The sequence below is a fragment of the Gardnerella sp. KA00127 genome, from assembly GCF_049244125.1.
Lineage (GTDB): Bacteria > Actinomycetota > Actinomycetes > Actinomycetales > Bifidobacteriaceae > Bifidobacterium > Bifidobacterium swidsinskii.
In genome coordinates, this window is record NZ_CP058377.1 from 837,261 (window position 1) to 853,533 (window position 16,273).

Sequence of the window (16,273 nt, forward strand, 5' to 3'; positions counted from 1 at the left end):
CTGCTTGCTCTATTTCTTAAGCGTTTAAAGATCTTAAGAACTGTGTTTGTACTGTGCTACTTAGATCTTCGTTAGAAGTCATTCGAATATTTGCAACACATAAAGTTCTTGCAATTACAAACATTCCATCGTTCACAGTTAATTTTGCTGCTTTATCAATAATCTCTTCTGCTTCAATATCAGGCCAAGCTGGTACGTCTTCAGAAAGAAGAGCCATCTGTGCTTCATGTATATTGCTCGGTATTAGCTTGCACTGTGATCTCATTCTAGAAAGAAGCTCATCAAGTTCCATTTCTAGCGGCTCAATCTTTCCTGGAGCTAAGTATTGTGCCATTCTATATGAAGATGCAGCAATGAGGAAATTATTCTGCATCCATTCCGCATAAGCGAGCTTATAGTAAGCAAAAGCAGCGTCATCCCTATCGAGAGACACATTCAAAGCGTTAATGCAAGCTGCAATAACAGATGACCAATCCTCTTTTTGCGCAAGTATATCAGCTAATCTTAAATGAGAAAGAGCGTAAGTAGGAGCGTACGAAACCATAATATTTAAATGGCGTAAAGCTTCGTCATGTTGGTTTAATTGCGAAAGTAAATCAGCAAGTTCCATATGCGCGTAGAAAAGACCGTCAGGAATAAGTCTTGTTCGTTCTTCTTTAGTTGCAAATAGATGATTATAAATTACTCTCTCAGCGTAGGAATTAAAGTATCTTGGTACAGCTTCGCTGCTAGTAAACATAGTATCGAATTGTGCTACAGAATTTTCGTACTCTTTTAAAGCCTCGCTAAGGTCCCCATTCATAAACTGTTCGTGAGCTTTTGTACGAATATCTCTTATACGTTTTGCTGTAGTAAATGAAAGATTAGGTAAATCTGTTTCGTCAATTAGCGCTCGCGTTATTGAATCTGCTTGAGCGTTAAGTTCAGGATCGTCAATGCTTTCAATAATACTCATAGCTTCGTGAGCTTTTTGTGCAGTTGTTGGCATAAGTTCTGAAGCAATATGATGGAAGTCGGCAACAGCTTGTTGCAGAAGATCTTCACGTTGTATAGAAAGCCCTTGTGCGTATTGTGTTCCCAGTATGCTTTCCTGATCTGCTGTAAAAATTTTGTCAGAAAATTCAGGTTCTTCTTGTGATCCATGAGGAGAAAAGCGGCTACTGTGAACATCAAAATCTGGTTCGATGGTATTTAATTTTCCATGAGAATCAATGTTTAATTTGGCATTAAATTTTTCGTATGTTTTTATAGGATTATTTAATCCGTTTTGGTGAATAAGTTTTATAAATCTGTTTCTGCTAAACGTAACTGTAGTTAGAGCTCGTATGGATGGTGCTGTAGTAAAAGCTGCAAATGAATTTTCTTCTTTAGACTTATCCATGCTGTTTTCGGACAGTTGATTTTCGTTAGAATCTGCGTTTGTGTCTGTTTCTGAGTTTAATTCTTGGCTGCTTGCGCTCGCATGCATTGATATGACATTATTGTTTGTCTTGTTTGCGTTACTAATATTAGTCTGCTGCATTTCTTGCAATTTAGACGGGTCTCCATGAATGTCACCGTCTTTTGGATCTCCTTTTGGCTTGGATGAATCATTATTTGCAGCGTCACTATTCATAACGTTAAGCGCATTAAGAGTACGATTTACAAGATTGTTCATAGCATTGTTTTGTGCTGTAACCATCTCTTCTAAGCCTATTGAATCTAAGCGTATAGAAACATTTTTTACTTTACCGCTTGCTCCAAAAGCTAGAGTAGACATTATCATTCCAACTTGAAGATTGTAGTTTGTAGCTAGTTTTTCTTTATCGTCGTCGTTCAGATTTTTCCAAGATTTATCCTCATTAGCGTAAGCTACAGATGGCATAAGTGCAGCTCCAGCTGTAGTAAGGTTTATTGCCACGTTACCATCTTCTAAATTAGATCGGAATTCCGCGTCAAAACGGAACGGCAAGTATACACTTCTAATAAGATTAGAAAGACGCTGCCTATAGGACCATTCACTGTCGTTATCTATCTTATTGAAATACTTATCGTTATTTTTTACCTGCTTTGCTCTTCTCCACATGTGCAAAATAGGTCTTATTTTGTCGTCCATCAGAGGATTGCCAAAAAATTGCATACCTATTGAACCGCTTGCTGCAAAAGCAACATCTTTAATCATTGCCATGTCGATTTGTGATGCCTGCTCTTCTTTTATAGTATTTTCGCAAGTTTTTCCTCCCATAATGGAGTTAATTTGCAGACAATCATAAATTGAATATAAACGGTTAATAGCGCCTTCTATTTTAAGTACTTTGAGTGCAGCATTTGGTTCCAAAGCATCATCCCAAAGTAAGTAGTTTGCTTCTGTTTGCTGAGATTTTTGCATGTGTAGGCGTTCTGCACCATGCACTGCTTCCAGGCTGCGTTCTGTTTCTAAAGCTCCAGTTGAGCGCATTAATTTTTCAAAATATTCTTCTAAACCTGAAACTCTTAAATTTTCTTTTTTCGCTATTTTTATGTCTTCTACACTTCTTCGTATTGCTCCTAAAGGTGCTTCGTGTTCTAGTCTGCGAAGTACATTGCTGTAACCAAATCCAGTTAAAGACTTGTGTATATCTGGAATGAATAATGCTGCAAAGAATGCTATTGTTATTGCATTTCTGTATGTAAGATTGCATCGTAAGTTTTCTGGAAGTTTAGTTCGTAACTCTTCGAGAGTATAAGTTTTTTTAGTTCCGAACCCGTGTGACATCCATGATCCGATTTTAATTAAACCGTCATCTTCTGAAAGTTGTAAAACTAAGTCTCCGTTTGATACGCAAAATACGTTTTCTTTTCTAATTTTTGAAAAAGTTTTAGAAAAGTGGTTTATTTTTCCGGCAAAAGTTTTAGAGCGTTGTTCTGGTTTTAACGCGCTTTTAGACTTACTGCTTTCTAAAGAAGCGAGAAAATCTTCTACGGTTGCGTCGCCATTTAAATAGGATTCTACGATATTATCCATATCATAGTCTGTATGTTTGGTGTACGTTTCGTCAAACGCTTCCGAAAATGCACATTTTAGAGTAATTTTTGTTTTTTTATATTGTTTTCCATAAAAACGGTGTAAATCTTTCAGTGAAGAATTATTTTTTTCTACAAATGAAAGTTGCGGTCTCATGTCTTGAATATCTTCGTAGCTAAGTTTGCTGCCGAGAAATATTCGCCCTTCTGAATCTGCTACTGCTAGTTGAAGGAATTTTCTTCCGTCTTCTTTAAATAATCCAATTGACGTGTATTCTTTTTTCTTGTTAAGTTGAACCCAGCCTAATTGATTGTTGATATTTGTTTGTGGAAAATCTTTAATAACGTACTTTTTAGCGCGCGACGAAATATCTATTGGATTGCCTTCTGACCACAACGAGTTAAGAGATTCTTGTAGTTGCAACATACTATCTTCCTGAGATTCTGAATTTTCAGTAGTTTGCATGTTGTTAGTCATAATCCCCATTCTTTCACTTTGCTTTGTGGCATGTGAGTTTTTGTTTTATATTTTTAGCGCACATAATGTGGCGTTTAATCACATTATTTTAGTATATAAGAAATTATGCATGTTATAAAATGCGCGACATTATTTATCGAAATTATTTCATCAATAGATTGCTAATAAGAGAATACGACGGCTTCGAATATTGAGAAAAAATGGAGCGGACAACGGGACTCGAACCCGCGGTCTCAACCTTGGCAAGGTTGCGCTTTACCAACTAAGCTATGTCCGCAAATAAGTGAATACCTTATATCATTTTCATAAAAAGTGCAAATTAGGTATGTCGCAAGCCTTACAAGTACTGGCTGCACTTGTAAGGCTTACTTGTTTCAGATTTTCAGTGTTTTAAGTTGAAGACTTATTTTATTTGTTTGCTTACTTGCTTTCGTCATCGCGCTTTGGAGAAGATGGTGTTGCACCTTTTTCAAGCACTCGACCAGGGCCTGCAAGATAAGCTGCGCGGCCTGCTTCAATACCAAGCTTGAATGCTTTAGCCATAAGCACAATATCGTTTGCAGTAGCAACTCCAGTATTTGCCATTACAGCTGCAGCACCCATTTCCATTGCTTCAGCAGCCTGGCTTGGAACGCCAATGCCGGCATCGACAATAACAGGAAGATCGATTTCGTCGATAATAAGCTGAATAAACTTCTTAGTTTCAAGACCCTTGTTAGAGCCAATCAAAGAGCCGAGAGGCATAATTGCAGCAGCTCCAGCGTCGCGCATTGCCTTAGCAAAGTACAAATCTGGATACATGTAAGGAAGAACAGTAAAGCCTTCGTCAGCCAAAATCTTTGTTGCTTGCAAAGTAGCTTCATTGTTTGGCAACAAATACTTGCGATCAGGAATAATCTCAAGCTTGATGAAGTTTCCGCAACCCATTTCGCGAGCAATATGTGCAGTGTTAACTGCTTCCTCTACAGTTACGCATCCGCTAGTATTAGGCAAAATGGTAACGCCTTCTGGAATATGCTTTAAAATTCCTGCAGCTTTCTCGCTATAGCGAATTGCTACAGTAATCATTTCAGCTTTAGCACTATTTACTGCGGCATCAATAAGCTCCTCAGAATACTTTCCAGAACCCAAAATGTATCGAGAAGTAAACTTCTTACCACCTAATTCTAAATAATCTTCATTCTCCATAATTTCCTCCATTTTTTATCCATTTCAACGCTTCTAACGCTTCTAAACTTGCGATAATCGAAACATAAGGCAAATACAAGCCTTCTTCAGGAGAAGACTTAAAATCACCTACTAAGCACACGTTTGAAAGATGCTTAATTTTTACGTTCTTAATATCTCCTAGTCCAGATAAGCCAGAAGCGGTAATAACATATTTGTTAGGATGATTCATGAAATAGTCAAGAACCATTGCTTTTGATTCGCGATTGTCGAATGCTTCAATAAACAAGTCGGAGCGCTCAGCAATTTCATCTAACGATTCCGGCGTAACTTTTTGTACGAAAGCTTCTACTTCAACGTACGGCAAAGTTTCATTAAGTCGCGCTTTAGTAGCATATACTTTGTGTTGTCCAATTTCGTTAATCGTATAATTTTGACGGTTTAAATTCGAATACTCGATACTGTCAAAATCGTAAATGTACAACTTTTTTACGCCGGCTCGCGCAAGCATCAACGCAATATTTGATCCTAAACCGCCGCAGCCAAGTATTGAAACTGATTGTTGAGCAAACAAATCATTATCTTCCTTTAGCTGACGTTTAAGAACTTTTGCGCGAATATCGTCACTTTCCATTCATCCTCCTCCCATAATGCTAAATACTTCAATTTTTGCGTTATCTTTAACTATGAAAGTTTCAAAATTTTTGCGTTTTACTAATTCACCATCAACTTCTATTGCAACAAAAGTACTGTCGTAGCCTTCGCGCTTAAGTAGTTCAAGTAAATTCTCGTTCTCAACATAATCCACAGTATCGTGATTAAGTTTCAGCACACTTACCTCCTTTCTATAGAATATGCTTTAAGTTTTGAATATTACGTTTAAATATTACGTTTAAAGATTCTACCTAATCCTTAGCTGGATGAAGAATAAACTTGCCCTTGAAGCCTTTGCAAACGCCATTTTCTTTGCTGTAAATTTCTTCACCGCGAAGTAAAGTTCTTACCACCTGGCAGCCAATAGTGCGACCAACGTACGGGCTGAACTTATTGCGATACTCAAGGTCTTCAGCTTTAAGAACATAAGGAGCATTTGGTTTAATGAATGCAAGATCTGCATCATAACCCAAACGTATGCTGCCTTTTCCTTTCAAATCAAAGCGTTTTGCAGAATTGCTAGAATTCAATGCCACAAATTGAGTTAATGACATTCCGCGCTTTTGCACAGCTTCATCAAAGAACACATCAACATCGTTTTGAACGCTACCAATACCACCCCAAGCTGTGAAAGCATCATCAGTTTGCTTCAAACTCAAAGGAGCTGGCGAATGGTCGGAAACAATGAAGTTAATAGAACCGTCAAAAACCTTTTCCCACAAGCCATTCTGGTTTTCCTTGTCACGAATTGGCGGAGTGCACTTAGCAATATTTCCAATCTCGTCAAGCTCAGAAGTGTCGAAATACAGGTAATGGTTGCAAGTTTCGCAGCTTACATCAACGCCATTCTTACGAGCGTCAGCAACAGCTTGAGCGCCTTCTGGTGAAGAAACATGAACAATATGAATTCTGCATCCAGTTTCTTTAGCAAAAAGACAAGCGCGCTCAATAGCTTCAACTTCAGTGAAAACAGGTCTGGTTGCTACGAACTCAGAAAGCTTTCTAGCTCCCATTTGATGAGCTTTCTTTCCAAGCTGGTCTGTAATAGGAGCGTTTTCGCAATGCATAATCAAAATTTTGCCGGTTTTTGCAATCTGCTGCATACCTGTGTACAAGGAGTAATCGTCGCAATTGTATAAATCAACTTGCAAATCCTTGTCGCCTGTAGTTCCAAGGAATGCCTTGTAATTAACAACACCTTGCTTATCTTGCTCGCATATTCCACCGTTTAGATTTTGTGGCTCCAAACCACCAGTTTGACCAACGTCAACTTTTAGTTTTCCTTCAGCCTCCTTTAAAACTGCCTCAAATGATTTTCCATCAGTAGTAGCAGGAATTTGATTGCAAGGCATTTGCAGCATTGTAGTAATACCGCCTTTTGCGCCGGCAGAAGTTGCGGTTACAAAACCTTCCCAATCGTCGCGAACGCCGCCGCCTGGAGCATTAATATGAACATGAGAATCAACTTTTCCAGGAACAACTATTAAATCAGTCGCGTCAATAGTTTTTTCTGCTGCAAAGTTGCTTCCAAAAGCGGAAAACTTGCCGTCTTTAATTGCTATATCGGTTTTAGTTGCTTCATTATCGAATACAACCAAACCGTTTGTGATTACTACATCGTAGTTCATATTATTTCCTTTCTTTAGCCATTGTTGGCTGAAAAACTTTTGATAGTAATATTTGACACACGAAACCTACAGCGCATCCCACAATCCATGAGATTTGAGTAAGCGGTGAAAGTAGAGGAATTATCTGTCCGGAAAGAGCAAATAAAAGCCCAAGTATCGTAGAAGTGTAAGATATCCAGTTAGTTCCAGAATAAGCAGATTTTGACGAGCTATTTGTATCGTAATAAATTTGATCAAGATCAATATGCGTGCGCTTTACTACGTAATAGTCAGCAAGTAGAACACCTGCAATTGGGCCTAAAAGCATACCAATAAGATTCAAGAAGCCTGTAATATTAGCCATAAACTTCCACGGCATTAACACAGTGCTTACAAGAGCTGCAATAACTACGCCACGCTTATAATTTACAAATCGCGGAGCTAAAGCAGTTAGCTGGTATGCTGCAGGAACAATATTGCCAGTAGCATTTGTACAAACTGTAGTAAGTAGAAGCAACCCAGTAGCTATTGCAATTGCAGGAAGACTATCCCACTTGTTTATGATAACAAGAACATCTGTAATAGTTTCATGGTAAAAAAGCGATCCGCCCACTAAAATAACTACGCTTGTAAAGGCAAAAAGCGCGTAACTTAGCAAGAAGCTAGCAATTTGACCTTTTAGTTGAGCCATAGTTGACTTTGCATTTTGCGTAAAATCAGCAATAGAAACGGCAGGAGCAGCCCAAACGCCCAGTACAGAATTTACAACCATCATCATGAAAAGCCCAAGATCATAATTAGTTGGCGCTTGAACAGTAGCATGATACTGCATGATTGCAGATAATCCACCAGCGCAGCTAATAGCCCATACGCTCATGCAACCAAAAACAACGTAAATAAGTGGGCTTAATACTACAGTTAGCTTATTAAGAGTCTTTCCTCCACCTAAGCCAATCGCCAAGTTAAGCAACCAAAATATTGCGAAGGAAATAATAATAGGTATGTGCGAACCTACGAATGGTATTTTGTTTCCAAAAGTAAGAAACTCAGGGCAAATTTTGCCAACTAGAATCTCTAAAGCTTTCGCACCTATATATGTTTGAATGCCATACCAGCAGATTGCAGCAACTACTCCCCTAAGGAATCCTGGTAGCTGAGCGCCTGCTTTTCCGTATGTTGCGCGCAAATGCATAGAAAACGGTATGCCGTATTTGGAACCTACAACACCGTTAGCAACCATGACAATTGCTGTAAGAATTGCGCCAAGCATGATACCAATCATTACGTAAATTGGAGAGTATCCCATTAAAAGGAATGCGCCAACTGCAGCATAATTAGGAATATTGTGTACAGACTGCATCCACAAAGTGCAGAAATTAAGAGCGCTCATTGTGCGTTTTTCTTGCGGCTTTGGCAGTAAATCTTCGTTGGTGTAGCCGCGCTCGCGGTAACATTCCAAGTTTTTACTAGCTACTGGCTCATCTTTTAGCAGTTTACTAATTTGCATGCGCACCTCCTTACTTTTCTTGTTTGTAAATTTGATTCTTTTTTGTGTTTTGTGTTTTGAGTTTTTTGAAAGTAATAATCGCAACTTTGCTCAAAAATAAAAAAGATACGAAAGGATGTCGTACCCGTGGTGGTGCGCCCCTTCGTATCAGCCTCTTATTCGTGAATAAGCGTTGTACTCTCATTCGATATTCACTTTTCTTCGCTGCGGTTAACTAAGCAGTGAAGTTTGCATAGTATATGCCTTTTGCGTCCTTCCTAAATTTCCATTTCTTTTTGGTTTTCGTTATCTTTTAGTTGGTTTTCGTTAGTCCTCATAAGCCAAACTATGCAGAGCATCTCGTAAAAGCTTTACCCCGTGAACAGCGTCTTGTGGATCTGTGTACTCTTCTGGAGCGTGACTAATACCATCTTTCGAAGGAACGAAAATCATTCCGGATTTTACAAACGGAGCAAAAATTTGCGTATCTTGACCAGCACCTGAATGCATGACCCTGTATGCATAACCTTGCTTATTAGCTTGATCTTTCAAAAGATTAATAATATCGTCGCTAAGTGGTGTAGGATCGTCAGACATCCACTTATCGATCTGCGCTGTAATGCCATAAGACTTGGCAGTTTCGTGAATATCCTCGTCGAGTTCCTGCAAGAATTTATCAAGAAAAGCTTTATCTGTATGACGGCAGTTCATTGAAAAAGTAACTTCTCCAGGAACAATATTTACTTGATTTGGAACTACGCTGATTCTACCGAAAGTAAGCACCAGTGGGTCGCCTGCTTTCTTGGCTTTGTCAAGATTCTTGGCGATTATATGAGACATGCAATCTACTGCATCGTGCCTGTAGGACATCATTGTTGTGCCAGCGTGATTTTGTACGCCTTTAAGATGAATATCCCAACGATGCTGACCAGCAATGCTAGTGATAATACCTAAATCTTCGTGATTGCTGTAAAGCGTTGGTCCCTGCTCAATGTGTAGCTCAATCCAGGCTTCAAGATTTGCGAACTTAGGTTGAGTTGTTTGATAATTGAACCCAGCTTCACGCATTGCTGTTTCGAAAGGAACACCTTCGCTGTCGCAAATATTTTCTACGTCCTCTTTTTGGGCTAGTCCGAAGAAATTCTTTGAACCCCAGAATACGTATGGGAAACGTGAGCCTTCCTCTTCTGCTAAGCAGATAATGCGAAGACTTTTCTTTGGCTTTCCATATCTAGTAAGTAAATTCTTAATTGCTAAATAGGCTGCAACTATTCCAAGTTGGCCGTCAAAACGACCTCCTCTTGAAACTGTGTCAATATGCGATCCACAAGCTATTATGCTTTCTGGTTTTTCGCATCCTTCAACAGTTGCAATTAGGTTTCCAACTTGGTCGAATTCTACAGTCATACCGAGTTTTTCAAATCGTTGACGAAGAGCAAAAAGAGCCTGTTTCCAAGATTTTGTGTAAAGAGGTCGAGTAACTCCTTGTTCTCCTGGTTTTTCTGTGAATCCTGCAAGCCAGCTTATGGCCGATTCTATAGTTTCAGCACTTATGCTGCTATCAATCATGTGCAGTATTCCTCCTCACTTGTGCAAGTTTTCCCAAAAGTGACATTCAGGCGGATATTTTTTGGTTTTGGTGTTTGGTTTTTAGTTTTTAATTGTTTTTTAAATCTTTTTTTTAATTGTTTAGTTGATACTCGTGTAATTGCTACTACTTTGTGGCAACGCAAGATGTCACGAAAATCGTGACAGAAAGAAATCACTTATTGTAATTGCTCCCTACGCATGTCTTAACAAAACAGGTTCAAAGGGTGTTTCTCAACTGTTTCCAGTACCCCTGCAATTTTCACTTGTACTCGGACGAGTATAGCACGATATTAAATGAACTCAAAATGAACATTAGTATGTGTGTTTCTGTGAAGAAATGATTGGTTGCTTGCTTGGCTGGTCGGTTGGTTGGTTGATTGATTGACTGACTGCTATGAGATATTGCTTCTATTTGTGGTTGCATGTGTGTTTGGCTGCGAAAAATTTTCATATGTAAGTTAGGAAATAAAAAATAGCCAGATAACAAAAAACGCAGTGCTTCTACACTGCGAACATATTGTGGGTGATATAGGAATCGAACCTATGACCCCTTCCGTGTGAAGGAAGTGCGCTAGCCGCTGCGCCAATCACCCAAAATTTTTTAATTATGCGTGAAAGGCAATCCTTTCGAGTGGGCGATACAAGGTTCGAACTTGTGACCCCTTCCGTGTCAGGGAAGTGCGCTACCACTGCGCCAACCGCCCAGGTTGTTTATTAAGCTTGAAGCTTAATCGAGGTGGGTACGAGAGTCGAACTCATCTATACGGCTTTGCAGGCCGCTGCCTAACCGCTTGGCTAACCCACCGTAAGGTCGAATAACTCATCGGACCTAGAGCGGACAACGGGACTCGAACCCGCGGTCTCAACCTTGGCAAGGTTGCGCTTTACCAACTAAGCTATGTCCGCAATGCAACTTTACTGAACAATGTCAGCGCCGAAGCACGAGTAATTACTATACCCGAAATATTTACAAATGCAAGCCCTCGCCTATTTTGGCGTGTCGTTTGGTGTGCTATTTGGCGTGTTTTTCAGCGTGTCTGTTGGTGTGTCATATATTCTATTCGGCGAAGGTGTATCAAAATTGTTGCGTTAAGGAAACAGTTTTGATACGCACTTAATCTTCATAAGCTTACAAATTTTTCTAATTTGAAGAATAGAAAATATTTAACATAAATTCTATTCACAAAATAAGCAAAATGCGGTTAAACTGTAACAGTACTCATAAAGACGGCAATAAGATATATCAAATATTTACAGCAGAGAAAGATATTCTATGAATAACAATGATGTTTCTGACAAAAATAGTGACGTACAAAAAACTCAAATTATAAATAACAGCGCTACACCATATGATAAGAGCCAGATCAACATGTCTCACAAGCCAAATAATGCAAAAAATCCAAAAAATACAAAATCTAAAAAACTTAAACATATACTCCTAACTGTATTAATAATCTTTTTAGCAGCTGGGGTCATAGGTTCGATTCAGCAAAATAAACCAAACAACACTAAAACCAAGTTAAGTGCATCAGAATGTAAAAATATAGCAAAAAACTATGTAGTTGACGACTTTTTGTCCTTGAACGCTATTAAGAAAAAGATGACAACTTCCGGATGCTCCGCGAAAGATTCTGAATCTGCTATAAATTATTTAGACGACACTTACGATTTCAACAATGTGGCAGTAAGAAAATTAAGGCTGCTTGTAGAAGATGATAATAATTTAACTGAAGAAGACGCAAAGTCAAAACTTGAAGACCTTAAGTTTGATGAAACAGAAATAGAATTTGCCATAAATCATTACTCTGACGAAATCTGCTCCGTAAAAAAGAATGACTTGTCTTGCGAAATTGAAAAGGATTCAATTTTTGCCAAAAAAGATAAAGATAGCAAATCCAAGGGTTCCAAAGATAATAATAAAAATAAACCAAAGTCGTCTTCAAATGGGGATTCTGACAATAAAAATCAAACTAACACTAACAAAACAGGCACAAAAAAGAATTCAACAAACAAATCATCTGTAGATAGTTCCAATTCAAATTCTACACAATCTGAAAATAGGAACGCAGAAGAACAGCAAGAGAATCAACAACCTGTCCAAGCACCAGTTCAGCAGCAGGCACAAGCACCTACCCAACAACCAGCTACTGTTCCTCAGCAGCCTCAACAACAGCAACTTCCTCTAGTACATCCTGGAAGCTTCTGCTCTACTTCCGGACAACAAGGAGTGACTATACGAGGAACTCTTATGATGTGTAAACTAGGCGCGAACGACGATAGATTGCGTTGGCGCAAAGTACGGTAGTTTGTAGCTCTGTCTGAAATTCCTTACAACGCTGTAATGGAACTTCAGACAGAACTGTATACACTCTTAATTACTCTTACTTTCAGATTTCCACTTTTCTATGAGTTCTATAGCTTGTTTTTCTTGCGCATGAAGAAAATGATCATTGTCTCTATTTTCGTAGTTTATGGTAAACGAAGCTAATATTATTTGCTCTTCTTTAGTGAATTCGTCTAATCTGCTTTTATCAAAATTTTTTATAGAATCATAAAATTCTTCTTCAGAAACTAGATTAAAGCAATTCTCTGAATAAAATTTCCAGCCCGTTAAACTATTATATGTTGTTAAGCATAAGAATTTAAGCTTATTCTTCTCATTATTAAATATATTCTTAACATATGAAATGGCACTTTCTTTATCAATACATTTCCATACGTAAAACGCCACACAGAATTGATAAGAATTTAATATATCCTCGGAATATGAAATAGATTTAATTTTTGTAGCATAAATTTTTTCAATATCTGCTAAATGTTTAAGGTTAATGAATTGGAAATCTTTACGCTCGTCTTCACATCCATATTTTTTGTAGGCAAATCCAATATCTCTAATTATCGTAGATGTTGTGCCAATGTTGTATTTATTAATATTTTGAACTGCAGAACTAATAATTTCATACCTGTCGTTTTCTTTATCAATGCAAGCGACTATGTTTAATAATATGTGTTCTGAATATTCAGCTGCAGACGTGTTATAGAAAACAGATGGATATGGGTCTTTAAATTCGTATTGCAATTCAAATAATTCTGATGCAACTAAAGCAAGTCTATTATTTAATATTTTATTATCAAGAACTAGCGCTTTTATATTGTCTAAAAAGAGTATAATATTACCATCTTTATTAAAATTCTTAATTTTTTGTCTCAAAGTGAAATAATTATAATCGTTCACGCATTTAATAATTTCTTCTCTTGGAATTTTTATACTTGATAAATTAAAACTGAAATATAAGTCAAATTTCTCAGCGGAACCAACACGCATTTTACTAGTAAGTTCTTCTTCAGATTGATATTTTGTTGAGTGTTTTTTAGTAAAGTCTTTTACAAAACTATCTTTATTAATATCTTTTGCAAATCGTGTAAATAAGGTTGATAGAATATCAATTACTCTGTTAAAGTCAAATCCTAAATTACTAAATTTTTCATTACACTGCTTTAAATATTTATTATCATCATTTTCTATCATCAAATAACTATGCTCTTTGCATTCGCAAAGCATATTTTTGTTATATGCAATCCATTCATATAGTTTAGGCTCGAAAATTTCTATTGCAGTAATAGCTAATAAATCTACAAATGATGTTTCCTTCCATAAAGCGTCATATTTGAATTGGAACGCGTTAATCAATCTATTTACATCTCTTATATTTTTGATATATGGATTCACGCAATTTTCAAGTACTTTTTCGAAATAATTATTGTTTTCAAATTTTTCTTCGTAATCATTTTTTTGTATAATTCCGCTGAGTCTGTTTTTTAGGATTTCAGGCAGTAGTGATTTATCAATTTCAGGAACTTCAAAAGAAACTTGAACAATTTTCTTTAAATATTCATCTCCGTCAATATTGTGATATTCAGACAAAGCATTGCAAACAATTTCCCTATCCATCGTAAGTACATAAATGATGTTTGGAAAATCGCCTACTTGTTTCACCAATTGGAAAATATCTTTAATTTGAGGAGTAGTCAATCGATCTATATCATCAATAAAAACAATTATTTTGTGGTTAAAATCTTCTAGCGCCTCACACAATTTTTCTTTAGCTTCATACAAACTAGGAGCTTGCATCAATTTAGCTCCTTTTGATTTGGCAATAGTTTTCAATATAGGAGCGATTGCAGGCCCAACTACTGGAATAAATAATGAAACGTCAATAATATCGGAATATTGACATATAGCCTTTCCGATTTTTTCTTTATTCTCTTCGCCTTTAGCTACACCTAGTTTATTCTTCAATTCATGGAAAAATAAACTAATCAAATTGTTCTTGTCTGAATAGTTCCATGGCGAAAATCTCATAATTATTGGATTATTATTTTGATTTTCTTCTTCAGTTTTTTGTGAAGTATCGAATCTTCTTATTCTTTTGTATAATTTTGAATACCATTTTTCTTTCTCTACTTTTTTGGCTTCGTCTTCGTTTATTGGAATCTCAGATATCGCCATGTTAATAATAGATGTCTTGCCACTACCCCACTTTCCATACAAACCGATTACAAGACCATCTTCGCTATCATATTCGCAAATCGATTTTCCAAATTGTTTCGCAAAATCAAATCTTCCCAATAAATCTTCATCAGCTTTTTCAATAGGTTTATCTGCAACGTAGCTCATATTCTTTCTCCATCATTTGTATATTTACAATATATTATATTCATGTATTGCTTTTAGAAATATAAATGATTGAATATCAAAATTTAATAAAAAGTTATCAACAAAGATACTTTTAACTAATTTTCATTAACTTTGTGTGGTAAAATTTATGCATGAAAAAAGAGATGATTAAAAAATATGAACTACAAGATTTTCACAGGTTCATTGATGAATCTGGAGACATGACTTTTCAACATGAGAAGGTAGTAAGGGGTGGAAATACAATCACTGTTGGACTTGGCGCTTCTGCGTCTTTTATGATTGGTATGACATACGTTAAAGAGGATCTTAGCGCAGCTCGTAATAAGATAATAAATTTTTGTACAAAAATACAAAATGATAGTAATTTCAATAATATTGAAAGCGTAAAAAAGCTTATTAAAAAAGAAGGAAAATATTATCCTCACGCAAAAAATGATCCTAAACAATTAAGAGATTTGTTTTTTAACTTTATATGTTCAAATATTGATTTCACTACACAAGTTGTAGTTGCTAGAAAATCTACATATTTATCGGATCTTTTACCTGAAAATAATCTAGAAGCAGAATTATATGCCAATTTAATGTCTCACTTAATTAAGGATAAAGGAAAATATCCTAAATTGGTACTAAATATAGCTGGAAGGGGAAACACTACATCAAATGTTAATCTGAAACGTTCGTTAGCCATTGCACAAGAAAGAACTAGAAACAGCACTAATAATCTTCCGAATATAGATGCGTCAAACATTAAATTCAATACGCAACCGTACTCGAATGAGCCGTTATTGGCAATAACTGATTACGCATTGTGGGCAGTTCAAAGAGTCTTTGAAAAGGGTGATTTATATTTCTACAATTTACTTCTAAACAATAATAAAATTCCTCTTGTACTTGACCTTTATGATACAAAACATTATAAAAATTCAGAAAATTACCGTACAAAGAGGAATCCACTAAATGTGGATTGCTGGTTGAGAGCCAAAAATAAGAGGTAACGGCAAAATAAAGGAGCCCCACACAACGCCTAAGGTGAGTAAATCAACCGACGGCATGAAGCCGACTTTCAACGCAGGGAGACTCCTAGTAGCTAGTATACCGAATATTTCTTTATCGCACAACTTTGTTTATGTATTAAATCTAATTTATATAGATAGTACGCAAGCGTATCAAAATTGTTGCGTTAAGGAAACAGTTTTGATATGTTCAGCCGCGATGCTTTCAAGATAAATTATTGGCTCATATACCGGCAATGCTTGAAAGACTTAATTCTAACATATTTAAATACAACGAAATGTCTATATAAAACAACTTTAAACGTTATATAGCGTGTTCTGTGAGAGTTTCAAGTGTGTCTAAGCCATTTAGCTTATGTTCTGCATCTAAAGTGTCCCAGTATATCGAGTCTTTAGTAAGTTTTGATTTTAGAAATCTTAATCTTTTATAATCATTCTTACTGTGCAATCGTAAGGTGTGATTTTTTATTATTTTATTGCATGATTATGTTTAGTAAGTAGTTCCGAGAGCATGTTTAATCCTGCTTGGCGCTCGCGAACGTCAAGAGATTCAGCCAAATCTGCAGCATACACTGCAATCGGCATAAATAATGTATC

At 36.6% G+C, this 16,273-nt stretch carries 10 protein-coding genes, 5 tRNA genes and 1 riboswitch; of the genes, 2 read left to right on the top strand and 13 right to left on the bottom strand.

The features are described 5' to 3' along the window. Window positions 1–16: 16 nt before the first annotated feature. From HXT48_RS03280 to HXT48_RS03335, 12 genes are all read right to left on the bottom strand, one after another. Window positions 17–3,460 carry a tetratricopeptide repeat protein gene (locus HXT48_RS03280; RefSeq protein ID WP_421793181.1) on the bottom strand — a complete coding sequence of 1,148 codons (3,444 nt, stop codon included), beginning with the start codon at window positions 3,458–3,460 and terminating at the stop codon, window positions 17–19. Window positions 3,461–3,661: 201 nt separating this feature from the next. Continuing rightward, a tRNA-Gly gene (locus HXT48_RS03285) sits at window positions 3,662–3,737 on the bottom strand. Window positions 3,738–3,880: 143 nt separating this feature from the next. Beyond that, window positions 3,881–4,648 (bottom strand): thiazole synthase, encoded by a 768-nt coding sequence (locus HXT48_RS03290; RefSeq protein ID WP_004108959.1) that lies wholly within the window; start codon window positions 4,646–4,648, stop codon window positions 3,881–3,883. After that, entirely contained in the window at window positions 4,638–5,261 is a 624-nt protein-coding gene (gene thiF, locus HXT48_RS03295) for a sulfur carrier protein ThiS adenylyltransferase ThiF (protein WP_102155153.1), read from the bottom strand. The genes HXT48_RS03290 and thiF overlap by 11 nt, the downstream gene beginning before the upstream one ends. Continuing rightward, window positions 5,262–5,459, bottom strand: a complete 198-nt coding sequence (gene thiS / locus HXT48_RS03300) for a sulfur carrier protein ThiS (RefSeq protein WP_421793183.1) — start codon at window positions 5,457–5,459, stop codon at window positions 5,262–5,264. Window positions 5,460–5,532: 73 nt separating this feature from the next. Next, entirely contained in the window at window positions 5,533–6,909 is a 1,377-nt protein-coding gene (gene allB / locus HXT48_RS03305) for an allantoinase AllB (RefSeq protein ID WP_102155154.1), read from the bottom strand. Window position 6,910: 1 nt separating this feature from the next. Then, window positions 6,911–8,395 carry an allantoin permease gene (allW, locus tag HXT48_RS03310; protein WP_102155157.1) on the bottom strand — a complete coding sequence of 495 codons (1,485 nt, stop codon included), beginning with the start codon at window positions 8,393–8,395 and terminating at the stop codon, window positions 6,911–6,913. Between the two features lie 306 nt (window positions 8,396–8,701). After that, a complete protein-coding gene (locus HXT48_RS03315; protein ID WP_102155159.1) occupies window positions 8,702–9,943 on the bottom strand; it encodes a hydantoinase/carbamoylase family amidase in 1,242 nt (413 codons plus the stop codon). 193 nt (window positions 9,944–10,136) lie between these two features. Next, window positions 10,137–10,226, bottom strand: a riboswitch (TPP riboswitch). Between the two features lie 258 nt (window positions 10,227–10,484). Continuing rightward, window positions 10,485–10,557: transfer RNA gene (locus tag HXT48_RS03320), tRNA-Val, on the bottom strand. Between the two features lie 39 nt (window positions 10,558–10,596). After that, window positions 10,597–10,668 (bottom strand) — tRNA-Val (locus HXT48_RS03325). Window positions 10,669–10,698: 30 nt separating this feature from the next. Then, window positions 10,699–10,769, bottom strand: a tRNA-Cys gene (locus tag HXT48_RS03330). 28 nt (window positions 10,770–10,797) lie between these two features. After that, window positions 10,798–10,870, bottom strand: a tRNA-Gly gene (locus HXT48_RS03335). 367 nt (window positions 10,871–11,237) lie between these two features. Here HXT48_RS03335 and HXT48_RS03340 point away from each other — a divergent pair. After that, on the top strand, window positions 11,238–12,269 hold the full coding sequence (locus HXT48_RS03340; protein ID WP_421793185.1) for a hypothetical protein: 1,032 nt from the start codon (window positions 11,238–11,240) through the stop codon (window positions 12,267–12,269). A gap of 66 nt (window positions 12,270–12,335) precedes the next feature. Here HXT48_RS03340 and HXT48_RS03345 read toward each other — a convergent pair whose 3' ends face one another. Next, window positions 12,336–14,642 carry a KAP family P-loop NTPase fold protein gene (locus HXT48_RS03345; RefSeq protein WP_102155163.1) on the bottom strand — a complete coding sequence of 769 codons (2,307 nt, stop codon included), beginning with the start codon at window positions 14,640–14,642 and terminating at the stop codon, window positions 12,336–12,338. A 152-nt stretch (window positions 14,643–14,794) separates the two neighbouring features. On the opposite strand from HXT48_RS03345, the gene HXT48_RS03350 reads away from it, so the two are divergent. After that, window positions 14,795–15,658, top strand: a complete 864-nt coding sequence (locus HXT48_RS03350) for a DUF3800 domain-containing protein (RefSeq protein WP_102155165.1) — start codon at window positions 14,795–14,797, stop codon at window positions 15,656–15,658. Window positions 15,659–16,273: the final 615 nt, after the last annotated feature.